Below are 22,507 nucleotides of genomic sequence, written 5' to 3' on the forward strand. Positions count from 1 at the left end.
CAGGCTGATCACCCCGAGGCGCGCAGGCTTGCGCCCCTCGATCAAGGCCGCTATGCTTCGCGGTCTTTCGTCCTCGCTTTCCCTTTGGGAGCTGTCATGAAGACCTTCAGCGCCAAGCCGGAGACCGTCAAGCGCGACTGGTATCTGGTCGACGCCAGCGGCAAGACGCTGGGCCGTCTCTGCTCGGAAATCGCGCTTCGCCTGCGCGGTAAGCACAAGCCCGTGTTCACCCCGCACGTCGACACCGGCGATTACATCGTCGTGATCAACGCTGAGAAGATCACGGTCACCGGCAACAAGCTGCAGGACAAGATGTATCACCGGTTCACCGGCTACATCGGCAACCTGAAGTCTGAAACCCTGGGGCAGGCCTTGGATCGCCACCCTGAGCGCGCCATCGAGATCGGCGTCAAGGGCATGCTGCCGAAGAACCCGCTGGGCCGTGCGATGTTCCGCAAGCTCAAGGTTTACAAGGGTGCCGAGCACCCGCACACCGCCCAGCAGCCGCAGGCGCTGGACATCTGAGACAGGACAGGCATCCCATGGCTCTCAACCAGAATTACGGCACTGGCCGCCGCAAGTCCTCCACCGCCCGCGTGTTCCTGCGCAACGGTAGCGGCGCTATCACCGTCAACGACAAGCCGCTCGACCAGTTCTTCGGGCGCGAGACGGCACGCATGATCGTGCGTCAGCCGCTCGTGCTGACCGAGATGTCCGACAAGTTCGACATCAAGGTCACTGTGGCCGGCGGCGGTACGACCGGTCAGGCCGGTGCGATCCGCCTTGGCATCGCTCGCGCCCTGGTCGAATACGACGAGGGCCTGAAGACCCAGCTGCGCCGCGCAGGCTTCATGACGCGCGACGCTCGCGAAGTCGAGCGCAAGAAGGTCGGTCTGCACAAGGCACGTCGCGCTACCCAGTTCTCGAAGCGCTGATCGCGCTTTATACTTGCCGCCCTGCGCGGCAGGTGCGATCCGGTTCTTGGGGGATCGTCTAACGGTAGGACTGCAGACTCTGACTCTGCCTATCTAGGTTCGAATCCTAGTCCCCCAGCCATTCGAAGGGCTCGCGCAAGCGGGCCCTTCGTGTTTTTGTGGACGGAGCTGGAGCGGCCGCGCTCACGCACTCCCGCGCGAATACGGCGAGCGCGTACGGCTCGGCTTGAGCGCTGCGAAGGAAGAAACCGCGTCCAGGGTCGTTGGCCCAGCGCTGACGAGCGGCACCTTTCGGCGGTCACGGTGGAACAGACAGCGGGCCTATAGCTCAACGGTTAGAGCAGGGGACTCATAATCCCTTGGTTCCAGGTTCGAATCCTGGTGGGCCCACCATCCAAACAACGCCTTGAAGCTCGCGCTGATCTGAGCGGCTGCGGCGCCGAAGGCCTGCGCACTCATCGCCGCGGTTTCGCCACCGGCAGCTGCCAGCCGCGCCGCATGGCAAAGAAGCGCAACGTGAAGCAGGCGACCGCGCCTGCCGCAGCCACTGGCGTTGCCGGCAGACCGAGCGTGTCGCCGGCGACCACGATCAACGCGCCTAGCAGGGCGGCCACCGCGTACAGCTCGCGCTGAAGCACCCCCGGTATCTGCACGACCAGCAGATCGCGAGCGATGCCGCCGCCGACACCACTCAGCACGCCCAGCATCACTGCGCCGAGCGGGCCAACGCCGTGCGCCAGCGCCTTGCCGGTGCCGAGCACAGCGAAGAGCCCCAGACCAACCGCGTCGCTGAACTGCACCGGATTGCGAAGGCGGTCGATCAATTCGTAGCGATAGAAGGTGACCAGCGCGGCCACCGCTGACACCACGAAGTAGTTCGGATTGGTGAGTGCCGCGGGCGGTGTGGCGCCCAGCAGGGCGTCGCGAACGATGCCACCGGCGGTGGCCGCAGCGAAGGCCAATACCAGTACACCAAACAGATCGAGACCCTTGCGCACGCCGGCGGTGGCGCCGCTGATCGCAAAAGCAAAGGTCCCCAGAAGGTCGATGGTGATGATGAAGGGCGTGCTCATCTCTTGAGCTCGAATGGAAGGCGGTTCCAGCGGGTGCTGTTGACGCTAAGCGCTTGATTCAGCGGATGCCGTGCCCGCGTTCCCGCAGTACCTGCCCCGCGTTTTTCAGCGCGCCGACGCCGCGAGCGGAGTCCATGCTGCGCTCGCAAAGCCTTAAGGCAGGCGGCTTCCCGGCGAAAAACCGTTGACTTGTGCGCGCAACCGAAGCAGCCTTCGCAACGCGGAGGGCGTAGCGCCTTCCCATTCTCCCCCTGTTGGGCCTCACGCCCCTCCATGCAAGGAAGTTTCCGATGAACAAGGCTGAGCTTGTTGCTGCGATTGCCGACCACGCCGAACTGACCAAGACCCAGGCGGCCGCCGTCGTTGACGCGTTCACCTCGACTGTCACCAAGGCGCTGAAGAAGGGCGACACCGTGACCCTGGTGGGCTTTGGCACCTTCTCCGTGCGCAAGCGCGCGGCCCGTGAGGCCCGCAACCCGCGCACCGGCGAAACCATCAAGCTGAAGGCGAGCAAGGTGCCGGTGTTCAAGGCCGGCAAGGCGTTCAAGGACGCGATCTGATCCTGCCCGCGTCGCCGCGCTGAGTGCGGCGACATTGGCTGAACCCGGCGGGCCCGTGCGCATGCGCGGGCCCGCTGTCGTTTCTGCAAGGCACGTGTCTGCGCGCGGCAGAAGCCGCGCCGTCTGACAATCCACTGCCCTGCCACAGGAGTGCTTGCTGGCGTTCAGGAGGCCGAGTCCGCGTGCTGGCTCAGCCGGATCTCCAGGCCATCGCTACCTTCGGACGCTGTGGCACCCAGCGCGCGCGCGCGCGCCGCGCTGTCCTCGCGCCAGCGCTGAGGTAGCGGCCCGTCCACGCCGATCTGCAGCCACACCTCGGTCGAAGCCTGCCGCAGCCGTATCCGCAGAGTCTCGCCTGCCGGCGTGGTCTCGGCCATGGCCTGCACCCAGCGGAACAGGCTGATCGCCATCCAGCTGGGCAGGGCCCCTTCGGCTGCACGGCTTTCCACGCTGAAATCGAAGCCGCGCCGCTGCGCGATCTGCTCCAGCGTGGAGCGCAGCGCGGCGTCCAGACCGATCTCATCGAGCAGCGGCGGTCGCAGCTGCAGTGAAAGCGCGCGCACGTGCTGAAGCGCGTCGCGCACGCTCTCGGTGACGCCCTCGACCTCATCGGCGGGCAAGCCGCTCGCAGCGAAGAACTGGAGGCTCAGCAGCGCGGCGGTCAGGTTCTGGCCGACCTCACTGTGCAGCACGTGGGCGACGTGCTTGCGCTCGGCCTCCTCCAGCGCGATCAGCTGGGCCAGCGAAGTGGGTGGTGCAGGTAGCGAGGCATCCATGCGGGCACTCAGGCTGGGGGCTGTGTCTTCAAGCCTAGCAGCGGCGGGCGTGGGAGGCGCCGGCGGTCACTGCGCGAGGTCAGCACTCGACCACGTTGACCGCCAGCCCGCCGCGCGAGGTTTCTTTGTATTTGTCCTGCATGTCGCGGCCGGTGTCGCGCATCGTCTTGATGACCTTGTCCAGCGAGACGTAGTGGGTGCCATCCGACCTCAAGGCCATGCGCGAGGCGTTGATCGCCTTGACCGCGCCCATCGCGTTGCGCTCGATGCAGGGGATCTGCACCAGACCCGCGATCGGGTCGCAGGTGAGCCCGAGGTTGTGCTCCATGCCAATCTCGGCGGCGTTCTCGACCTGGTGCATGGTGCCGCCCAGCGCGGCGGTGAGGCCGGCCGCAGCCATCGAGCAGGCCACGCCGACCTCGCCCTGGCAGCCGACCTCGGCGCCCGAGATGGAGGCGTTCTCCTTATACAGAATGCCCACCGCGCCAGCGGTGAGCAGAAAGTCGAAAACGCCCTGTTCGTCGGCCTTCGGCGCGAAGCGCTCGTAGTAGTGCAGCACTGCGGGCACGATGCCGGCCGCGCCATTGGTCGGCGCGGTCACCACGCGGCCGCCTGCGGCGTTCTCTTCGTTCACCGCCAGCGCATACAGGTTGACCCAGTCGAGCACGCTCAGCGGATCGCGCAGGGCTGCCTCGGGGCGATTGCGCAGGTCGGCGGCCATGGCCGGTGCGCGGCGATTGATCTTGAGCCCGCCGGGGAGGATCCCGCCTTCGCGGATGCCGCGCGCAACGCAGGCCTGCATGGCCTGCCAGATCTCGCGAAGGCCGGCGCGAATCTCGTCTTCGCCGCGCCAGACACGTTCATTGGCGAACATCAGCTGGGCGATGCTGAGGCCATGGGTGTCGCACAGCTGCAGCAGCTCATCGCCACTGTGGAAAGGGTAGGGCAGGGCGGTGGTGTCGGCGACGATACGGTCTTCGGCCGCTTCATCCTGGTTGACCACGAAGCCGCCGCCGATCGAGTAGTAGTCGCGGGTGGCGATCAGACTGTCGTCGGCGGCAAACGCCGAGAAGCGCATACCGTTCGTGTGGTAGGGCAGCTTCTGGCGCTTGTTGAACACCAGGTCGCGCTTTTCGACAAAGTCGATCTCGCGGGTGCCCCCCAAGCGCAGGCGCTGGGCGCTGCGGATGCGCTCAAGCGTGGCCGGAATGCTGTCGGGGTCGATGCGGTTCGGCAGCTCACCTTCGAGGCCCAACAGCACCGCTTTGTCGGTGCCGTGACCGCGGCCGGTGAGCGCCAGCGAGCCGTACAGCTCGACGCGCATGCGTGCCACCCGCGGAAGCTCGCCGGATTCGTGCAGCCAGCGCTCGACGAAGCGCGCGCCTGCGCGCATGGGCCCGACGGTGTGCGAGGAGGAGGGACCGATGCCGATCTTGAACAGGTCGAAAACACTGACGGCCATGGGACGTTGACTGGCGAGAGCGGGGGCGCGCTAGTGTACGGTCGCGCCCTCGCCCGACGATGCCGTACGGACTGACCATGCACCTGCTGACGCTGTTCCAGCGCGATGAATGCCACCTTTGCGACCAGGCCGTGATCGTGCTGGTGCAGGCGCGCGCTGGCGATTTCGAGCCGCGCTGGATTGACGCTGACGTCGAGCTGGAGCAGCGCTACGGCCTGCGCGTGCCGGTGTTGCGAAGGGAGGACACAGGCGCCGAGCTGGACTGGCCCTTCGATGCCGTGCGCGTGCGCCGCTTTCTCGTCGACTGAAGGCAAGAGGGCGCGCGGGGGTGCTCAGCGCCCCAAGCGCCAGCCGAGCCAAGTCGCCGGCAGCAGCCACAGTCCATCCAGCCAGCCCAGCTGCGCGCGCAGGTAGAGCAGAACCAGGCCCGGGCTGAGCGCAGGCAGGGCGTGCTGCGCGGGCATGCCCATGCGCATGCCGATCTGGCTGGCGCTGATCAGCAAAGCCGCCGCGAGCGCGGTGAGCAGGCTCACCACGCCCACCAGCAGCAGCCGCGTCCGCCCCGGCGGCATGCCGGCGAGGCGCAGCAGCAGGGCGGCATCCAAGGTCACGATCAGCAGCATCCACAGGCTGGGGCTGCTGAAGTGCAGTGCGACACCAGCCCAGACCGCGGCAAGACCCAGCACCGCGACGCTGCCGCTGATCAGCGCCAGCAGCCAGGTGCCCAGCCCAATTCGGGCGTGCGCGATGGGGGAGACAGCCTTGTTCACGGAATCAGGGCAGGCCAGGGTGGACAGGGCAGGTAGAATACGCGGCCGTCTCGTTGACCGACCCTGACATTCGTCCCATGGCCTACAGCCGCAGCTCCGAGCCCATCCAGTTCTCCCGCGACTGCGAGGTCGTGATGGTGCCGCAGGGCGATCGCGTCACCTTGCCCGCGGGCACGGCCGGCTACATCACCCAGGGGCTGGGCGGCAGCTTTACGGTGTTCGTGGACGGCAACCTGTTTCGGGTGGCCGGCGTCGATGCCGACGCCATCGGCAAGGAGGTCGTGCCGCCGCCCCAGCTACCCGACAACGCCACCGACGAGGACGTCGAAAAGGCCGTCTGGAACCAGCTGCGCACCTGCTTCGATCCGGAAATTCCCGTCAACATCGTCGACCTCGGTCTGGTCTACCACTGCGAGATCGAAACCAGCGATGAGGGCAGCCGTCGTGCCAGCATTCGCATGACCCTGACCGCGCCGGGCTGCGGCATGGGCGAGGTGCTGGTCGAGGACGTACGCGCGAAGGTCGAGCTGGTGCCCACCGTGATGGAAGCGGACGTCGAGCTGGTGTTTGACCCGCCCTGGAACCAGTCGATGATGACCGAGGCGGCCAAGCTGCAGGTGGGAATGTTCTAGGGAAGCTCTGATTTATCAGAGCTTCCCGTGCGCCATGGATGGCGCGCTCGCGAATCAAGCATGCAAGTGCTTGATTCAGCGCGAGTGAGTCCGGACCTGCGCCGGACTCACGACGTCTGAAGAACTGCAGGATGGAATTCTTCAGACCTTCCCTAGCAGGCTGTCGAAAAACAGCGTGCCAGCTCGGCCGAGGAAGGCCGAGTCGACAAAGCAAGCGCATACGCGATTGTCTTGTCGGCAGGTGGTGCGGACCTGTGCCGGACCGCTGACTCGAAAAGCTCCCAGCAAGGGAGTTTTTCGACAAGCTGCCACGGGAGCTCCGATAAACCAGAGCTTCCCTAGCGCCTGCGTCTGCGCGGCTGTGCGTCGAGCTGCATCCAGTCCTTGCGCGGCAGGCCGAGGAAGCTATCCAAGGCTGTGGGCAGAAGGCCGCTCTGCAGCCGGCATTCGCAGTTCACCAGCACCGCAATGCCGAAGCCGCGCTCCGGCAGAAAGCCAATCAGGCCGCGATAGCCCTGCACGGCGCCGCCGTGGAAAATCAGGGTTTCGCCGGCATAGTCGAAGACCCGCCAGCCAAGTCCGTAATGCGCGGCCTCGAGACGCTCGCGTCGCCACGGCGCCGCCCGCAACTCGGAGGGCGTGCTGACCAGGGGCTTCTGGATCTCCGCCAGCAGCTCCGGCGACAGCACGTCCGGGCGTCGACCCATCTGCGCCAGCAGCCACTGCGACATGTCGCGTGCGGTGGCGTTGACGCCGGCGGCCGGTGGCACGCGGTAGTAGTTTTCCTTGGGGCGTAGCGCAACAAAGCGACCACCCGCCATCACGTGCGGTCGCGCCCAGCGGGCGCTGCCCTCCAGGCCCTCACGGCCATAGGTCGCGCCGTACATGCCCAGCGGGTGAAAAATCTTCTTCTCGACCAGGTGGGTGAAGAAGTCGCCGGTAACGGCGAAAGCCAGATCGCCGATCAGGCTGAAGGCGATGTTCTGGTAGGCGTAGCAGCGACCGTCCGGGCACAGCATCGGCGCCTCGCCCAGGCGCTGCGCCAGCAGTGGATAGGGCTGGTCGTCTTCCAGCTCGCGATCGAAGGTGTGGAAGCCCAAGCCTACGGTGTGGCTCAGCAGATCGGCGGCGGTGGTTTCCAGCGCCGTGTCGGCGCGGGCCAGCGCAAAGGCCGGCAGGTGATCGGCCACGCGGGTGTCCCAGCGGAGTGCGCCTTCCTCCACCAGAAGGCCTGCCAGCGTGCCCGCGAAGGCCTTGGACAGGGAGGCCAGACGAAAGGCGGTGTCGGCGTCGACGTTCTCGCTGCGGCCGGCCTGGGTGTGGCCGAAGCCGCGCTCCAGCAGCACCTGGTCGCCGTGCACCACGCTGACCGCCATGCCGACCACTCCGTATTCGCGCACCAGGCGATCGGCGAGGCGCTCGATCGCGCGAGCTGTCTGCTGGGCGCGCGCGCTCTCGGCCGTGATTTCCACGGTCGGCTGGCGCGTCGGCGCCGCGCTGACCTCGGCGCTCGCTGCCGTCGACAGCCAGCCCAGGGCAAGGCCGAATCCAAGCGCGAGGCGCGATGTCACACGGGGCATGCGGTGGGGTCGGTGCGGCACGTCGGGTCCAGGCTGGCGCGGCGAAGAAAGCGCCCGCATTCTAGCCCGCAAGATCCGGTCGACGACCGCGACGCGCGTCCCCCGTTCATCCCTGGAGGAATCATGTCCATCCTGCTTCTGTTCGTGTTGACCGTGTTTGGCGTCGGCATTGCCCTGGTGCTCTGGGGAGTCGGCATCTACAACGGCCTCGTCACTCGTCGCAATGCGTACCGCAACGCCTTTGCCCAGATCGACGTGCAGCTCACCCGTCGCCATGATCTGATCCCCAATCTGGTCGAGACGGTGAAGGCCTACATGCAGCACGAGCGCGACACGCTGGAGGCGGTGATCCGCGCGCGCAACAGCGCGATCGGCGGCTTGAACGCCGCCAAGGGCAACCCCGGCGATCCGGCCGCGATGCAGCAGCTGGCCCAGGCCGAGGGCGCGCTGGGCGGCGCGCTGGGTCGTCTGTTCGCGCTGTCCGAGGCCTATCCCGAACTGAAGTCGAGCGCAAACATGGCGCAGCTGACCGAAGAACTGTCCTCGACCGAGAACCGCGTCGCCTTCGCCCGCCAGGCCTTCAACGATGCGGTGATGGGCTACAACAACCAGCGCGAGGTCTTCCCCGCCAACCTGCTGGCCGGCACGTTCAACTTCCAGCAGGCGGCGCTGCTAGGCATCGGCGAAGAAGAAGCGCACAAGCGCGAGGTGCCGAAGGTGCAGTTCTGACGAGTGAGGGAGGATGAGTGAGGAGAGCGTGGCGAGAGTTCGCAGCCACGGCGTGTCGGGGCCTGCAGTGGATCTCCCGCTGCTCGCTCCTCACTCCTCACTCCTCACTCCTCGCTTCTCACTTCTCACTTCTCACTTCTCACTTCTCAACATGCCCTTCCCGCAGCCCAGTTCTCATCCCTGCCCCGAAAGCTGCCCATGAATTTTTTCGAACGCCAGGCCCAGGCTCGCAGCCAGTCAAAGCGGCTGGTGCTGCTGTTCATCGCCGCCGTGGTCGCGATCATCACTGCGGTCAGCGGCGGTCTGTTTCTGCTGCTGTGGCTGGGCGCTGACGCGCGCGACCTCGAGCGCGTCGGCGGCCCCATCGGGCTGCTCGCCGAGTTCAGTGGCCTGCTGCTGTTCGCTGCTGCGGTCACCGCGCTAGTGATCGCGGCGGCCTCGCTGTACCGCATCGCCAGTCTGCGCGGGGGCGGTGCGGCGGTGGCGCGGGCGATGGGCGGTCGCGAGGTGTCCGAGGACACTCGCGACCCCGAGCTGAAGCGCCTGCGCAATGTGGTCGAGGAAATCGCGATCGCCTCTTCGCTGCCGGTGCCGGCGATCTTCATCATGGAAGACGAGCCCGGCATCAACGCCTTCGCTGCCGGCTATGCGCCAGGCGATGCGGCGGTGGCGGTCAGCCGCGGCGCACTGATGTACTTGAATCGCGACGAGCTGCAGGGCGTGATCGCCCACGAGTTCAGCCACGTCCTGAATGGCGATATGCGCCTCAACATCCGGCTCATGGGCGTGCTGTTCGGCGTGCTCGCGCTGGGCGTGATTGGCGCCCGCGTGCTGGAACTCACCCGCGGCAGCCGCAGCCGCGATGCCGGGCCCATCATCGGAATCGGTGTGGTACTGATGGTGGTCGGCTATGTCGGCCTGTTCTTCGGCCGTCTGATCAAGGCCGCGGTGTCGCGCCAGCGCGAGTTTCTTGCCGACGCCTCCGCCGTGCAGTTCACCCGCCAGACCCACGGCATTGCCGGCGCGCTGAAGAAGATCGGCGGCCTGCCGGCCGGCTCGAAGCTGGCCTCGGCCGAGACCGAAGAAGTCGCGCACATGCTGTTCGGCGAGGGCATGGGCTTTGCCGGCCTGTTCGCCACGCATCCGCCGCTGCACGAACGGATCAAGGCGCTGGAGCCGGGCTTCAACCCGTCCGAACTCAAGCGCCTGCAGGCGCAGTGGTTGAACGACCCGCCGCGCGGTACGGACGAGGACCTCGCCCTCGGCCTGGCCCAGCGCCAGCGCGGCGAGCTGCCGGCGCGAGAGACCGAGGTCGAGCTGCAGGTCGAGCGCGTGATCGAGCAGGTTGGCGCGCCCGATGTGAGGGATTTTCTCCGCGCGGGCGATGCGCGCGCAGCGATTCCGCCCGCCATCGATCTCGCCCTGCAGCAGCCCGAGCGCGCCCAGGCCCTCCTGCTCGGCTTGCTGCTCGATCACGAGGAGCGCCTGCGCGCGCAGCAGCTGCACGCGGTGCGCGAGCTGCTGGGGGCCGGTGCGGCGGAGGAAGCGAGCGTCGAATCGGCCCTCCTGATCGGACTGCATCCGGCGCTGCGCTTGCCGGTGCTGCTGCTGGCGCTGGGCACAGTGCGTCATCTCGGACGCGCCGGGCAGCAGCGTCTGGTGGATGCCGTCGACGCCCTGATCCACGCCGATGGCGAGCTGGAGCTGTTCGAGCACCTCACCGGCATGCTGCTGTCACGGCAGATCGAGGACAGCATCGACCCGCGCGCCCGCGCCCGGCAGCGCATGATCAAGCTTAGCGAGGCTGGCGAAGCGGCGGCGGATCTGCTGGCCGTGCTGGCCTGGTACGGCCACGAGAGCGAAGCGGAGGCGCGGCGCGCCTATTTGTCGGCCCTGCATGCCGCCCTGCCGCAGATGGCCAAGCCCTACGCGCCGCCGCAGGACTGGCGCCACCGTCTGGATCAAGCTCTGCCCGTGCTCGACCGCATCGACCCACCCGGCAAACGCCTGCTGGTCGAAGCCCTGGTGGTCGCCATCACCCACGACCAGCGCGTGAGCCTCGAAGAAGCCGAGCTCCTGCGCACGGTGTGCGCGTACCTGCGGTGTCCGCTGCCGCCGGTGGCCTAGGGGCCGGGATTCGGGATTCGGGATTTGGGATTCGCAACAGCGCGTAGCTTTGAGACTGAGGCAATAGGCGAAGGCCGCGTCGACAGGATTCGAGGAAGCACAGGATGGTCCTGGCTCTTCAACGAATCCCTAATCCCGAATCCCGAATCCCAACGCGCAGCGGACTTCAGCGCGAAGCGATGAAGTCCGCTGCGCGTTCCGCAATCATCACCGTCGGCGCATTCGTGTTCCCGCCCACAAGCGTGGGCATCACCGAGGCGTCGACCACGCGCAGGGCGTCCACACCGCGCACCCGCAGTTCCGAATCGACCACGGCCTCCGCGTCCTCACCCATGCGGCAGGTGCCGACGGGGTGGTAGATGGTCTCGGCCTTGCGGCGGATGAAGTCGATGATGCCGGCCTCGTCCTGCACGGCTTCGCCTGGCATCAGCTCGTGCCTGCGGTGCGGCTTGAAGGCCGCCTGCGCGAGGATCTCGCGTGAGAGCTTGACGCACTCGACCATCACCTTGAGATCGAAGCCCTCGGCGTCGCTCAGGTAATTGGCGTGGATGCGGATCTTGTCCTGTGGATTGGCCGATGCGAGTTCCAGGTGGCCGCGACTCTTTGGCCGCAGGAAGCAGGCGTGCACGGTGTAGCCGCTGCCCTTCAGGCGATTGCGGCCGTGGTCGTCGAGCAGGGCCGGCACGAAGTGGAACTGGATGTCCGGCCGTTCGTCCTCGGCCAGCCGCGAGCGCAGAAAGCCGCCCGCCTCGGCAACGTTGCTGGTGCCGGGCCCTTTGCGGAACAGGTAGTACTGCCAGGCCACCGCGATGTCCGAGAGCGTGTCGTAGCTCAGGTCGTTGCTGGCCTGGGTGAGCGTGCAGATGTCCAGATGGTCCTGCAGGTTGGCACCGACGCCGGGCGCATCCACGCGCACCGCGATGCCCTGCCTGCGCAGCTGCGCGGCCGGGCCGATGCCCGAAAGCATCAGCAGCTGCGGTGAGTTCAGCGCGCCGCCGCAGAGGATCACCTCGCGCTCGGCGCGCGCCTCGCGCGGGCTTGAGCCCTGCAGGTAGCGCAGGCCCACGGCGCGGCGACGTTCGAAGATCAGGCCCTGGGCCTGCGCGCCGGTGACGATGGTCAGGTTCGGACGGTCGCGCACCGGGTTGAGATAGGCGACTGCCGTCGAACAGCGCGCGCCGTTCTTCTGCGTGACCTGGTAGTAGCCGAAGCCGTCCTGGCCTGCACCGTTGAAGTCCTCAGTGCGCGTGTGTCCCGCCTGCAGAGCGGCCTCGATGAAGGCCTCTGACAGCGGATTGGTGTGGATGTGGTCACTGACGCAGAGCGGGCCGTCGCCACCGTGGAAGGTGCTGGCGCCGCGCGCGTTGCCTTCAGCCTTGCGGAAGGCGGGCAGGGCGCTCTGCCAGTTCCAACCGCGCGCGCCCTGCTGCTCCCAGTCGTCGTAGTCGCGCGCATCGCCGCGGGTGTAGCACATCGCGTTGATCGAGCTGGAGCCGCCCAGCACGCGCCCGCGCGGCCACCACAGGCGACGGCCGCCGAGCTGGGCTTCGGGTTCGGTGCTGTAGTCCCAGTTCGCGTTCTTCTTGCCCACCAGCTTGGCGATGCCGGCCGGCATGTGGATGAAGGGGTGCCAGTCGCGCGGGCCGGCTTCGAGCAGCAGCACCTTGCAGTCGCGATCGGCGGAGAGCCGGTTCGCCAGCACGCAGCCTGCGGAGCCGGCGCCGACGATGATGTAGTCGTACATGGGGATGCCTGATGTTGCGCTGCAGCGAGGCGCAGTGAGGGTTTGCGGGGTTTTCTCGAAGTGCCGGGACCGTAGACCCCATGTCTAGAGCAAAGACTCGATCCGCGCCGCGAAAGGCCCGACGTTCGACTATGGTCGCAGGCCTCACCCCGGATGCAGTATGGTCCGCGCCGCCCGCCTGCCGATCCGCAGAGAAGCCCTTGAGCCAGCGCCACGATTCGTCCAAGCCAGCGAACGCCCGTGCCAACGCCCAGGCGGCGCGCGATGACGCCGGCGCCAGCCTCGGCAAGCTCGCCGGCCTGCGCGATGCGCTGCGCGACTTCCCGCCGCTGCTGTGGGCGGCGCTGTACTTCTTCTTCCTCTTGACCGGCTACTACATCCTGCGGCCGGTGCGCGACGCGATGGGCAGCACCCAGAATCTGCAGCTGCTGTTCACTGGGACCTTCATCTCCATGCTGCTGCTGCAGCCGGTCTACGGCGCCATCGTCAGCCGCTACGCGCGGCGCGTGTTCCTGCCCGTGGTCTACCTGTTTTTCATTGCCTGCCTGGTGGGCTTCTGGTGGGTGTTCAACCAGGACTTCGCCTGGAAGAACACGGTGTTCTTCATCTGGGTCGCGGTGTTCAATCTGTTCGCCGTCAGCGTGTTCTGGAGCTACATGGCGGACGTGTTCCGCAATGTCGAGGCGCGCCGGCTATACGGCTACATCGGTGTCGGCGGTACCGCGGGCGCAATCTCGGGCCCGAGCATCACCAAGGCGCTGGTCGAGAGCGTCGGCGTCGCCAACCTGCTGCTCGTTTCCGCCGCACTCATTGGCCTCTGCCTGTATTGCATCGTCCGACTCGCGCCCTATGCGCGCCGCCGCGAGATCGCGGACGGAACGCGCTCGGGCGAGGAGGCCATGGGCGGCTCGATCCTCGCCGGCCTGCGCCTGGTCTGGGAGCGGCCCGTGCTTCGCGCGATGGCGGCCCTGCTGTTCTTCGGCGTCGGCGTCGGCACCCTGCTGTACAACGAGCAGGCGGCGATCGCGCGCACCTATTTCGCCACTCCGGAAGCGCGCACGAGTTACTTCGCGACCTTGGACCTCGCGATCAATCTCACCACGATTCTGGTGCAGGTGTTTCTGACCCGCATTCTGCTGGTGCGCTATGGCATCGGGCCATTGCTGCTGATTCCCGCCGGCGCGATTTTCCTGGGCTACTGCCTGTTGGCCGCCGCGCCGCTTCCCTTGCTTGTCGCGATCGTGCAGGTGGCGACCCGCGCCGGTGAATTCTCGCTGGCCAAGCCGGCGCGCGAGACTGTCTACACCCGCGTCGACCGTGAGTCTCGCTACAAGGCCAAGGCCGTCATCGACACGGTGATCTATCGTGCTGGTGACCTCACTTTCGTCTGGCTGCACAAGGGCCTGGCTACGCTCGGCTCCACCGCGGTGTTTCTGACCGGAGCGGCCCTGGCGGCGGGCCTGGGCCTCGCGGCCTGGTCGCTGATCCGCCTGCAGAAGCAGCCGCTGCCAGAGGAGCAGGCCGCAGCGCGCGCCGTCGAGTCCCGCTGAGCCGGGCTGATGGCCCGGCATGATCGCATCTCAGCCCGCGTCGTCGTGAAAGTGTTCTTCGAGCGCCCGGAGTTGGTGCGCCTACGCTCCTTGTAGGAGCCTGCTTGCAGGCGATCGCAGCCTGCGCCTCGCACCAGCCCTGCGGGTCGCGAGCAAGCTCGCTCCTACAAAGAGCCGGGAACCTGGAACTGGGAGTCGCAAATCGCAAAGCCGCCCACGGTGAGCGAAACGCGCAGTCCCTCGCTCTTTGCAGTTGCCTGCTCGCAAGCGACCGCAGCCTGCGCTTCGAACCAGTCCTGCGGGTCGCGAGCAAGCTCGCTCCTAAAAACGCCTGTGCACGCGGGGGCGATGACGGATCTCGGGCGGGTGTGTGTTCCTCGCGACGGCGGGCGGAATCTTCCGGCACATTCGCGGCGTCTTCACCGGCCTACAATCGCGGGCTTCCACCCACGCTGCGGAGCCCCCATGCGCCTTATCGCCGCCAGCATCGCGCTCGCGATCGCCTCTCCCTCCTTTGCCGCCGAAGGCATGTGGACGCTCGACAATCTGCCGAAGGCGCAGATGCAGGCCGAGTTCGGCTTCACGCCCACCGAGGCCTGGGTGCAGAAGGTGATGCGCTCCTCCGTGCGCTTGGCCGGCGGCTGCTCGGGCAGCTTCATCTCCGGCGACGGCCTGGTGCTGACCAACCACCACTGCATCGTCGGCTGCATCGGCGATCTCTCCAGCGCCGACCAAGACCTGATGCGCGATGGCTTTCTGGCCAAGACCCGCGCAGACGAGCGCCAGTGTCCGAACTTCGAGATCAACCGGCTGGAGTCGATCAGCGACGTCAGCGGTCGCATCCGCGAGGCCACCCAGGGCCTGTCGGGCGAAGACTTCGCCAACGCCAAGCGCGCCGCGCAGTCGGCGATCGAGTCCGAGTGTGCCGGCGAGGATCGCAACACGGTGCGCTGCGATGTGGTTGACCTGTACCAGGGCGGCGTGCAGCACCTCTATCGCTACACGCGCTTCCAGGACGTGCGCCTGTCGTTCGCGCCGGAGTTCGCGGCCGGCTTCTTTGGCGGCGACCCCGACAACTTCAACTTCCCGCGCTACAACCTCGACATGGGCCTGCTGCGCGTCTACGAGGACGGCAAGCCGGTCGCGCTGGAGGATTTCTTCCCGCTGAACCCGGAAGGGGCGGCGGAAGGCGAGCTGGTGATGATCACCGGCCATCCGGGCTCGACCCAGCGCCTGCTCACCGTGGCCCAGCTCGAAGCCCTGCGCGACAAGTCCCTGATCGATCGCCTGCTCAGCTTGGCCGAAATGCGCGGTGTGCTGCTGCAGTTCGGCGCGCTGGGCGAGGAGCAGGCGCGGCAGGCGCAGAACGACCTGTTCGGCGTCGAGAACAGCTTCAAGGCCCTGCGCGGCCGCCAGAGCACGCTCAACGATCCGGCGGTGTTCGAGGCCAAGCGCAAGGAAGAAGAGGCTCTCAAGGCCTTCGTCGCCGCTGATCCCAAGCTCAGCGAGGAGATCGGCGATCCGTGGTCGGCGATCGCCGAGGCCACTCGCGTGTCGCGCGAGATCGAAACCGCCTACGGCATGCTCGAAGGCGCCGGTGCTTTCCGCACGGGCTACTTCGGCCTCGCGCGCACGCTGGTGCGCGGCGCCGACGAGCGCGCCAAGCCGAACGCCGATCGCCTGCGCGAATTCGGCGAGGCCGGTTTGCCGCGCGTTGAGCAGGGCCTGTTCGCCGAGCGTCCGCTGTATCCCGACTTCGAGATCGTCAAGCTCGGTTGGAGCCTGTCCAAGCTGCGCGAGGAGCTGGGCGCCGATCATCCGGTGGTGCGCCAGGTGCTCGGCAAGGACAGCCCGCAGCAGCTGGCCGAGCGGGTGATCCGCGGCACGAAGCTGGGCGACGCGGCAGTGCGGCGCGCGCTGTGGGAAGGCGGCGCCGATGCCATCGCCAAATCGGACGACCCGATGATCGCGCTGGCGCGCGCCGTCGACCCCGCTGCACGCGAGCTGCGTGCGCGCTTCGAGCGCGAAGTGCAGGCGGTGACCCAGCAGGCTGCCGAGAAGATCGCCCGCGCCCGCTTTGCGCAGCTCGGCACCGGCGTGTACCCCGATGCGACCTTCAGCCTGCGCCTGTCCTACGGCGCGGTGCAGGGCTGGGAGTGGGGCGGTCAGACCGTGCCCTCGATGACTTACATCCGCGGCCTGTATGAGCGTGCGACGGGTTCTGATCCGTACAAGCTGGCGCCGAGCTGGGAAGCTTCGCGTGAGAAGCTGAATCTTGATCTGCCGATGAACTTCGTCAGCACCAACGACATCATCGGCGGCAATTCCGGCAGCCCGGTGATCAATGCCAAGGCGGAAGTGGTGGGCCTGGTGTTCGACGGCAACATCCACAGCCTCGGCGGCGCCTTCTGGTACGACGCCCGCATCAACCGTTCGGTGAGCGTGCATTCGGCGGCCATGATCGAAGCCCTGCGCAAGGTGTATGGCGCGAACCACCTGGCGGACGAGATTCTGGACGGCCGCAAGTAAGGGCGCCTGGAATCGGGAATCGACCGACGGTCGGTTCCCCGAGCCCCTGTTGAAACGGCGGCTGTCGTAGCAAAGCGGCAGCTGCCGTATCGCCCAAGCGAAACCGGGGCGAGTGTGGGGCTTGTGGTGGGTCAAGACCCACCCTATGCGTCTGGCCATCGGGTGACCGGGGCGAGTGTGGAGCTCATGGTGGGTCGAGACCCACCCTATGTGTCTGGCGATCGGGTGACCGGGGCGAGCGTGGAGCTCATGGTGGGTCAAGACCCACCCTATGTGTCTGGCGATCGGGTGACCGGGGCGAGCGTGGAGTTCAGGGTGGGTCGAGACCCACCCAATGCGTCTGGCGATCGGGTGACCGGGGCGAGTGTGGAGCTCATGGTGGGTCGAGACCCACCCTATGGGTGAACGATGCTCGGGCATTCGATGTCGCGCCACGCTCGGAACCGGCGGTCGAATCCCCAATCCCCAATCCCCGCTCTCACATATTCACCGCCCTACCGCCATCCACCCGCAGCACCTGGCCGCTGGTGTAGTCGGCGCGCAGCAGGTAGGCCACGGCTTCGGCCACGTCTTCGGGGGTGCCCGGGCGCTTCAAGGTGGTCTTGTCGAGCAGGGCCTGCTGCTCCGCGCTGGGCTTGCCGCCTTCCGGCCACAGCACCGCGCCGGGGGCGACCGCGTTGACGCGCACCTCGGGGCCGAGCTCCTTGGCCAGCGAGAGGGTCATCATCAGCAGGGCCGCCTTGGCCATGCAGTAGACGGTGTGCTCCGCCAGCGGGCGTTCGGCGTAGACGTCCACCAGATTGACGATGCAGCCGCGCGTCGCGCGCAACTGCGGTGCGGCCGCTTGGCTCAGGAAGAACGGCGCGCGCGCATTGCTGGCGAACAGCTGGTCCCAGTCGTCCTGGCGCGCTTCGCCGATCGGCGTGCGGTAGAAGCTCGATGCGTTGTTGATCAGCGCATCGAGGCGACCGAAGCGCGCCAGCGTCGATGACACCAGCACGGTCTCGGCGCCGGGGTCCGCGAGTTCTGAACGGATCGCCAGCACGCTGCCGGGGCGCGCGGCCAGAAGCTCCTGTTCGAGCGCCAGCATCTCGTCGGTCGAGCTGCGGTAGTGCAGGGCGAGGTCGTAGCCGGCCGCGTGCAGGCGCCGCGCGATCACCGCGCCAACGCGGCGCGCAGCGCCAGTGATCAGCGCGACCGGCGCGCCTGAGAGGGGAGCAGACATCGGGGTATCCTTCGTGCGGTCTGGCCGCAGTGTCGATGCTGGCCGCTGAAGATTCCATCACGAGACCGCTCATGATCCCCCTCGATCTGCCAGCGCCCGCCCCTGAGGCGCAGGCCCACAGCGACCGTTTGCGCGCGCTGATCCACGCCGAGATCGCGCGCAGTGGCGGCGCGATTCCGTTCTCGCGCTACATGGAGTTGGCCCTGTATGCCCCGGGGCTGGGCTACTACAGCGCCGGCGCGACCAAGTTCGGCGCGGCCGGTGACTTCATCACCGCGCCCGAGTTGGGCGGCCTGTTTGCCGCCTGCGTAGCCGAGGCCACGGCGCCGGTGCTCCGTCGCTACCGCGGCGCAGGCTGTTTCTTCGAACTGGGCGGCGGCAGCGGTGCGTTCGCAATGCAGGCGCTGCCTGCACTCGCCGCGCGCGATGCGCTGCCGGCCGAGTACCGCATCCTGGAGCCCAGCGCCGACCTGCGCGAACGCCAGCGCCAGCGGCTAGAGGCCGAGCTGCCGTCCGAGATGTTTGCTCGCCTGCGCTGGCTGGATCGCCTGCCCGAGGACGACTGGGTCGGCGTCCTGTTCGCCAACGAGGTGCTGGATGCATTGCCCGCCTCGCGCTTCGTGCTGCGCGCCGGCGAGGTGATGGAGCAGCACGTCGAGCGCGCCGACGGCGGTTTCCGCTTCTGTGAGCGCCCGGCGGACATGCTCACTGGCGGCGCCGTGCGGCACGTGGAGCGCAGTCTGGGCCGCGGCTTCGGCGAGGGCTACACCAGCGAGCTGCTGCCGCAGCTGCCGTACTGGCTGGACGCGGTGTGCGCGTCGCTGGCCGAGGGCCTGGCCCTGTTCGTCGACTATGGCTATCCGCGTTCGGAGTTCTACCTGCCCGAGCGCTCGGACGGCACCTTGTTGTGCCACTACCGTCATCGCGTGCACGCCGATCCCTTCCATCTGCCCGGCCTGACGGACATCACCGCCTCGGTCGACTTCACCGCGCTGGCCGAGGCCGGTCAGCACGCTGGCTTCGAGCTGGCGGGCTACTGCAGCCAGGCCGCCTTCCTGCTCAACAACGGCCTGCAGCAGCACGTGGAGGCGGGCGCCACCGATGTGATCCGTCAGCAGCGCTTGGCGCTGGAGTCCAAGCGCTTGATCCTGCCCTCGGAGATGGGCGAGCGCTTCCAGGTGATCGGGCTCTCGCGTGACGTCGACTGCGAGGCGCAGTTCGCGTTCGGCGACCTGAGCCACCGGCTGTGAGCACGCTCGCATTCGTGGCGGCGCACCGCTCGCGGCTGCAGCGGCTGTGGGTGGTGGGTCTGGCGCTGTATCTCGCCCTGATCGCGCTGCTGTCGCTGATGCCGCCGCCTGAGCTGCCGCTCGACCCGGGCCGCTTCGACAAGCTCTGGCATGGCCTGGGCTATGCCGTGGCCGGCCTGGCCTGCGTGCCCTTGCTGCGGCGTCCCAGTGGCTTTGTGGCGGCGGCACTCGGTCTGTCGGCCTTCGGGCTGGCGCTGGAGTTCCTGCAGGGCGCTGGCGGCGTGCGCAGCTTCGATCTGATGGATGGACTCGCCAACGGCCTCGGCGCGGGTCTTGGCCTGCTGGCGGGCGTTTCCCCGCTGCGCGGCCTGCTGGCCGCATCGCGCTGACGGACTCGTGCTGACAGGATCGCCCTGACGCAATCGCCCCGACGTAATCGCCCCGACGCAATCGCGCTGACGGAAGCGCGCCGACCGTCAGGCGCATGCGGCGGCGCGCCGCTTGCATCAGACGCGGCGCTGTCCTGTCCCCAGGTGCGCCGCCCGGCCATGATCAAGGCCATCCCCATCCGTCTCGCCCGCCCGGGCATGTGGTTCCATCGCCTCGGCGGCGACGGCACCCATCCCGTGTTCGTCCGGCACTCCTTTCTGCTGACCGCGCAGGAAGTCGATGTGCTGCGCCGTGGCGGCGTGGCGGAAATCCTGATCGACAGCGAGCGCGGGCTGGACTGCCCGGATTGGCCGCCGGCCGAGGCGGACGACGGTGCGGAGGCGCTCGCCGAGGTGGCCGACGCCCACCCTGAACCCGAACCCCAACCCGAACCCGACGCTGTCGAAGACGCGCACGAGCCCGTCGTCGCTGACGAACCGCAGCCGCTCGCCCCCGAAGCGCCAGCTGCGCCGGTCGAGGCGACGCCTGTCGTTGCTCCGTCCTCTGCCGCGAGGCCAGTCGCCACCCGTCGCGCCCAGCGCGCCATCGAGGCCGAGCTGCAGTCGGCGCAGAAACTCTGCATGGCGGCCAAGGACAAGATGGTCGAGCTGTTCAGCGAAGCTCGCATGGGCAAGGCCGTCAGCCCGTCTGCGGTCGAGCCTCTGGTCGAGGAGATCAGCGCTTCGGTGACGCGACACCCCGATGCTTTGATCAGCGTGGCGCGCCTGAAGCGCCACGACGACTACACCTACCTGCACTCGGTTGCCGTGTGCGCGCTGATGATCGCCTTGGCGCGCCAGCTGCGACTGCCTGCCGATCAGATCCGCGAGGCCGGCATTGGCGGCATGCTGCACGACATCGGCAAGGCGGCCATGCCGCTGCAGGTGCTCAACAAGCCGGGCGCACTCACCGACGACGAGTTCCGGATCATGAAGGCGCATCCAGTGCGCGGTTTCGAGATGCTCCAGGAGGGGGGCGGTGCGTCGTCGGCGGCGCTGGAGATCGCCCTGCACCACCACGAGAAGTACGACGGTACCGGCTATCCGCACGGTCAGGCCGGTGAGGGCATCGAGCTGCTCTCGCGCATGGGCGCGGTCTGTGATGTCTACGACGCGATCAGCTCCAACCGCCCGTACAAGAAGGCCTGGAGCCCGGCCGAGTCGGTGCGCCGCATGGCCGCCTGGAAGGGTCACTTCGATCCGCAGGTGTTCAATGCCTTCGTGAAGTCGATCGGCATCTATCCCGTCGGCGCGCTGGTGCGCCTGCAGTCTGACCTTCTGGCCGTCGTCACCGAGCAGAACGACGACTCGCTGCTCACCCCGAAGGTGCGGATCTTCTACAACGCCAAGAAGCGCGAGCCGGTGTTCATCCGCGACCTCGACTTGGCCTCGCCCAACTGCGCCGACCGCATCGCCGGCATCGAGTCGCCTGAGGCCTGGTGTTTTCCGCAGCTGGACAAACTCTGGATGCCGGGCTAGAGCGGGGATTGGGGATTGGAGATTCGGGATTCGGGATTCGGGATTCGCAAGAGCGGGCTGCGGCGAACTCGAGATGAACCTCGATCCGAGCGCTGATCAGGGCCGGAGCGTTGTGCGCGAGGGCCGGGATTCGCAATGGCTGTCCGAGGCGTGAGTCAGGGCGGCGCATCCATCGAAGGGCGTCGTGTCGGGTTGAGGATGTCGCCGCTGTGCAAACGCTGTCACGGATGATCCGGGTTGCGCTGCTCTAGCCCAATCCCTAATCCCTAATCCCCAATCCCCGCTTCACCGCCTCCACCCGCGCGCGCTTCAGCGCCTCGCCCACCTCCGGGCCCTTGAGCCCTGACAGGTCGAGGTCACGCGCCTGCACGCTCAGTGCGGCGCGGTGGCAGCGTTCGAGCAGTTCGCGATTGGGGTAGGGCTGGTCGGCAAGGCCGGCGCGGCCGCGCTTGTCGATCTCGCAGACCCAGCCGATCTGGGCGATGCGCTCGGGCCGGCGGTAGCCGTCGCAGCGCTGGATCAGGGCCTCGACGCTGGCAGCGCGCATCTCGTGCAGGCGATGCACGTTCAAGTGTTCGCGGCAGGCGTGCAGAGCGAGGTCGCGGGCGTCGACGGGCATGCGCAGGCGCTCGCAGACCGCGCGGATGGGCTCAAGCCCGCGCTGCTCGTGGGCGATGTGTTTGGGCAACTCGGTGCTCGGCGTCAGCGCCTTGCCGAGGTCGTGCACCAGCACGGCGAAAGCGATCTGCGCATCGCCCGGCTTGAAGCGGGCGGACTGCTCCAGGCAGAGCTCGATGTGCAGGCCGGTGTCGATCTCGGGGTGGAACTCCGGACGCTGCGGCACGCCGTAGAGCGCATCGACTTCAGGCAGCAGCCGAGCCAGCGCGCCGCAGTCGCGCAGCACGCGCAGCATGGCCTGCGGGGCAGGCTCGGCGAGGCCGCGCGACAGCTCCTTCCAGACGCGCTCCGGCACCAGATGGTCGACCTCGCCCGCATCGACCATCTGTCGCATCAGCGCCATCGTTTCGTCGGCGACGCGAAAGCCCAGCGGTGCGAAGCGCGCGGCGAAGCGCGCCACTCGCAGTATCCGCACCGGGTCTTCCGCGAACGCTGCCGACACATGGCGCAGCACGCGCGCTTCGATGTCCGCGCGGCCGCCCCAGGGGTCGATCAGGCGGCCGTCGGGCGCCATCGCGATCGCATTGAGGGTGAGATCGCGGCGCTGCAGATCCTCGTCCAGCCTGACCGCAGGATCGGCATCGACGACGAAGCCGCGGTAGCCGCGGCCCGATTTGCGCTCGGTGCGCGCCAGCGCGTACTCCTCGCCGCTGACGGGATGCAGGAACACCGGGAAGTCCGCCCCCACCGCGCGGAAACCCAGCGCCTCCATCGCCGCCTGGGTGCTGCCGACGACCACCCAGTCGCATTCGCCGACGGGCAGGCCGAGCAGCTGGTCGCGGACGGCGCCGCCGACCAGAAAGGTGCCGGGCGGCAGGGGAGCTGTGCGTTCGGGAAAGCAGGTCATGGCCCGCATGGTAGCGAGCGCGGCGCCTGTCCTGCGGTGTCAGCGTTTTTCGTAGGAGCAGGCATGCCATCGGCTCGCGGATGTCGTTGACATGCCTTCGACGCCGCGCCTACTTTGCCTTCACGCACGCCGC

20 protein-coding genes and 2 tRNA genes are annotated in these 22,507 nt (G+C 67.7%); 14 read left to right on the forward strand and 8 right to left on the reverse strand.

Annotated features, from left to right (window positions below; translation table 11 throughout):
• Positions 1-96 precede the first annotated feature (96 nt).
• From rplM to H4O13_00320, 4 genes are all read left to right on the forward strand, one after another.
• On the forward strand, positions 97-525 hold the full coding sequence (gene rplM / locus H4O13_00305; protein ID MBE5313827.1) for a 50S ribosomal protein L13: 429 nt from the start codon (positions 97-99) through the stop codon (positions 523-525).
• Positions 526-542: 17 nt separating this feature from the next.
• On the forward strand, positions 543-935 hold the full coding sequence (rpsI, locus tag H4O13_00310) for a 30S ribosomal protein S9 (protein ID MBE5313828.1): 393 nt from the start codon (positions 543-545) through the stop codon (positions 933-935).
• 47 nt (positions 936-982) lie between these two features.
• Positions 983-1,056: transfer RNA gene (locus H4O13_00315), tRNA-Gln, on the forward strand.
• A gap of 196 nt (positions 1,057-1,252) precedes the next feature.
• Positions 1,253-1,328, forward strand: a tRNA-Ile gene (locus H4O13_00320).
• 62 nt (positions 1,329-1,390) lie between these two features.
• On the opposite strand, the gene H4O13_00325 is transcribed toward H4O13_00320, so the two are convergent.
• Positions 1,391-2,008 carry a trimeric intracellular cation channel family protein gene (locus tag H4O13_00325; GenBank protein ID MBE5313829.1) on the reverse strand — a complete coding sequence of 206 codons (618 nt, stop codon included), beginning with the start codon at positions 2,006-2,008 and terminating at the stop codon, positions 1,391-1,393.
• A 290-nt stretch (positions 2,009-2,298) separates the two neighbouring features.
• Between H4O13_00325 and H4O13_00330 the strand changes: the two genes are divergently transcribed.
• Positions 2,299-2,568, forward strand: coding sequence for an HU family DNA-binding protein (locus H4O13_00330; GenBank protein ID MBE5313830.1), 270 nt, complete (start codon positions 2,299-2,301; stop codon positions 2,566-2,568).
• A gap of 164 nt (positions 2,569-2,732) precedes the next feature.
• Here the strand turns inward: H4O13_00330 and H4O13_00335 are convergent, their stop codons facing one another.
• Together H4O13_00335 and H4O13_00340 are read right to left on the reverse strand one after the other, a co-directional pair.
• Positions 2,733-3,344, reverse strand: a complete 612-nt coding sequence (locus H4O13_00335; protein ID MBE5313831.1) for a hypothetical protein — start codon at positions 3,342-3,344, stop codon at positions 2,733-2,735.
• Positions 3,345-3,423: 79 nt separating this feature from the next.
• Positions 3,424-4,806: an L-serine ammonia-lyase gene (locus H4O13_00340; protein MBE5313832.1), complete on the reverse strand. Its 1,383-nt coding sequence runs from the start codon at positions 4,804-4,806 to the stop codon at positions 3,424-3,426.
• Between the two features lie 77 nt (positions 4,807-4,883).
• Between H4O13_00340 and H4O13_00345 the strand changes: the two genes are divergently transcribed.
• Positions 4,884-5,114, forward strand: a complete 231-nt coding sequence (locus tag H4O13_00345) for a glutaredoxin family protein (GenBank protein MBE5313833.1) — start codon at positions 4,884-4,886, stop codon at positions 5,112-5,114.
• A gap of 24 nt (positions 5,115-5,138) precedes the next feature.
• Here the strand turns inward: H4O13_00345 and H4O13_00350 are convergent, their stop codons facing one another.
• Positions 5,139-5,576 (reverse strand): hypothetical protein, encoded by a 438-nt coding sequence (locus H4O13_00350; protein MBE5313834.1) that lies wholly within the window; start codon positions 5,574-5,576, stop codon positions 5,139-5,141.
• Positions 5,577-5,653: 77 nt separating this feature from the next.
• Between H4O13_00350 and sufT the strand changes: the two genes are divergently transcribed.
• Entirely contained in the window at positions 5,654-6,208 is a 555-nt protein-coding gene (gene sufT / locus H4O13_00355; protein ID MBE5313835.1) for a putative Fe-S cluster assembly protein SufT, read from the forward strand.
• Positions 6,209-6,546: 338 nt separating this feature from the next.
• Here the strand turns inward: sufT and H4O13_00360 are convergent, their stop codons facing one another.
• Complete coding sequence (locus H4O13_00360) at positions 6,547-7,788, reverse strand: serine hydrolase (GenBank protein ID MBE5313836.1); 1,242 nt, start codon at positions 7,786-7,788, stop codon at positions 6,547-6,549.
• 123 nt (positions 7,789-7,911) lie between these two features.
• On the opposite strand from H4O13_00360, the gene H4O13_00365 reads away from it, so the two are divergent.
• A complete protein-coding gene (locus tag H4O13_00365; GenBank protein MBE5313837.1) occupies positions 7,912-8,517 on the forward strand; it encodes a LemA family protein in 606 nt (201 codons plus the stop codon).
• 198 nt (positions 8,518-8,715) lie between these two features.
• Positions 8,716-10,644, forward strand: coding sequence for a M48 family metallopeptidase (locus H4O13_00370; GenBank protein MBE5313838.1), 1,929 nt, complete (start codon positions 8,716-8,718; stop codon positions 10,642-10,644).
• A 166-nt stretch (positions 10,645-10,810) separates the two neighbouring features.
• Here the strand turns inward: H4O13_00370 and H4O13_00375 are convergent, their stop codons facing one another.
• Positions 10,811-12,388 (reverse strand): choline dehydrogenase, encoded by a 1,578-nt coding sequence (locus tag H4O13_00375; GenBank protein ID MBE5313839.1) that lies wholly within the window; start codon positions 12,386-12,388, stop codon positions 10,811-10,813.
• A 131-nt stretch (positions 12,389-12,519) separates the two neighbouring features.
• Here H4O13_00375 and H4O13_00380 point away from each other — a divergent pair, with 131 nt between their 5' ends.
• Both H4O13_00380 and H4O13_00385 read left to right on the forward strand, forming a co-directional pair.
• Positions 12,520-13,938, forward strand: a complete 1,419-nt coding sequence (locus H4O13_00380; protein MBE5313840.1) for an MFS transporter — start codon at positions 12,520-12,522, stop codon at positions 13,936-13,938.
• A 465-nt stretch (positions 13,939-14,403) separates the two neighbouring features.
• Positions 14,404-16,467 (forward strand): S46 family peptidase, encoded by a 2,064-nt coding sequence (locus H4O13_00385; GenBank protein ID MBE5313841.1) that lies wholly within the window; start codon positions 14,404-14,406, stop codon positions 16,465-16,467.
• Between the two features lie 478 nt (positions 16,468-16,945).
• On the opposite strand, the gene H4O13_00390 is transcribed toward H4O13_00385, so the two are convergent.
• A complete protein-coding gene (locus H4O13_00390) occupies positions 16,946-17,692 on the reverse strand; it encodes a pteridine reductase (protein ID MBE5313842.1) in 747 nt (248 codons plus the stop codon).
• 35 nt (positions 17,693-17,727) lie between these two features.
• Between H4O13_00390 and H4O13_00395 the strand changes: the two genes are divergently transcribed.
• The 3 genes from H4O13_00395 (at position 17,728) to H4O13_00405 (ending at position 20,849) form a co-directional block, all read left to right on the forward strand.
• On the forward strand, positions 17,728-18,942 hold the full coding sequence (locus H4O13_00395) for an SAM-dependent methyltransferase (protein ID MBE5313843.1): 1,215 nt from the start codon (positions 17,728-17,730) through the stop codon (positions 18,940-18,942).
• Positions 18,939-19,331: a VanZ family protein gene (locus tag H4O13_00400; protein MBE5313844.1), complete on the forward strand. Its 393-nt coding sequence runs from the start codon at positions 18,939-18,941 to the stop codon at positions 19,329-19,331. Before H4O13_00395 ends, H4O13_00400 begins: the two co-directional genes overlap by 4 nt.
• A gap of 159 nt (positions 19,332-19,490) precedes the next feature.
• A complete protein-coding gene (locus tag H4O13_00405) occupies positions 19,491-20,849 on the forward strand; it encodes an HD-GYP domain-containing protein (protein MBE5313845.1) in 1,359 nt (452 codons plus the stop codon).
• A gap of 259 nt (positions 20,850-21,108) precedes the next feature.
• Here the strand turns inward: H4O13_00405 and H4O13_00410 are convergent, their stop codons facing one another.
• Positions 21,109-22,374, reverse strand: coding sequence for a multifunctional CCA addition/repair protein (locus H4O13_00410; GenBank protein ID MBE5313846.1), 1,266 nt, complete (start codon positions 22,372-22,374; stop codon positions 21,109-21,111).
• Between the last annotated feature and the right edge of the window lie 133 nt (positions 22,375-22,507).

This window comes from Lysobacterales bacterium (genome assembly GCA_014946745.1).
Taxonomy (GTDB): Bacteria; Pseudomonadota; Gammaproteobacteria; order Xanthomonadales; family Xanthomonadaceae; genus Aquimonas.

Coding starts and splice junctions, on each gene's coding strand:
- H4O13_00340 (MBE5313832.1), bottom strand. CDS start 4,806: ATGGCCGTCAGTGTTTTCGACCTGTTCAAGATCGGCATCGGTCCCTCC.
- rpsI (MBE5313828.1), top strand. CDS start 543: ATGGCTCTCAACCAGAATTACGGCACTGGCCGCCGCAAGTCCTCCACC.
- H4O13_00385 (MBE5313841.1), top strand. CDS start 14,404: ATGCGCCTTATCGCCGCCAGCATCGCGCTCGCGATCGCCTCTCCCTCC.
- H4O13_00345 (MBE5313833.1), top strand. CDS start 4,884: ATGCACCTGCTGACGCTGTTCCAGCGCGATGAATGCCACCTTTGCGAC.
- H4O13_00390 (MBE5313842.1), bottom strand. CDS start 17,692: ATGTCTGCTCCCCTCTCAGGCGCGCCGGTCGCGCTGATCACTGGCGCT.
- H4O13_00375 (MBE5313839.1), bottom strand. CDS start 12,388: ATGTACGACTACATCATCGTCGGCGCCGGCTCCGCAGGCTGCGTGCTG.
- H4O13_00365 (MBE5313837.1), top strand. CDS start 7,912: ATGTCCATCCTGCTTCTGTTCGTGTTGACCGTGTTTGGCGTCGGCATT.
- H4O13_00395 (MBE5313843.1), top strand. CDS start 17,728: ATGCTGGCCGCTGAAGATTCCATCACGAGACCGCTCATGATCCCCCTC.
- H4O13_00325 (MBE5313829.1), bottom strand. CDS start 2,008: ATGAGCACGCCCTTCATCATCACCATCGACCTTCTGGGGACCTTTGCT.
- H4O13_00405 (MBE5313845.1), top strand. CDS start 19,491: ATGATCAAGGCCATCCCCATCCGTCTCGCCCGCCCGGGCATGTGGTTC.
- rplM (MBE5313827.1), top strand. CDS start 97: ATGAAGACCTTCAGCGCCAAGCCGGAGACCGTCAAGCGCGACTGGTAT.
- H4O13_00330 (MBE5313830.1), top strand. CDS start 2,299: ATGAACAAGGCTGAGCTTGTTGCTGCGATTGCCGACCACGCCGAACTG.
- H4O13_00360 (MBE5313836.1), bottom strand. CDS start 7,788: ATGCCCCGTGTGACATCGCGCCTCGCGCTTGGATTCGGCCTTGCCCTG.
- H4O13_00380 (MBE5313840.1), top strand. CDS start 12,520: ATGGTCGCAGGCCTCACCCCGGATGCAGTATGGTCCGCGCCGCCCGCC.
- sufT (MBE5313835.1), top strand. CDS start 5,654: ATGGCCTACAGCCGCAGCTCCGAGCCCATCCAGTTCTCCCGCGACTGC.
- H4O13_00370 (MBE5313838.1), top strand. CDS start 8,716: ATGAATTTTTTCGAACGCCAGGCCCAGGCTCGCAGCCAGTCAAAGCGG.
- H4O13_00410 (MBE5313846.1), bottom strand. CDS start 22,374: ATGACCTGCTTTCCCGAACGCACAGCTCCCCTGCCGCCCGGCACCTTT.
- H4O13_00335 (MBE5313831.1), bottom strand. CDS start 3,344: ATGGATGCCTCGCTACCTGCACCACCCACTTCGCTGGCCCAGCTGATC.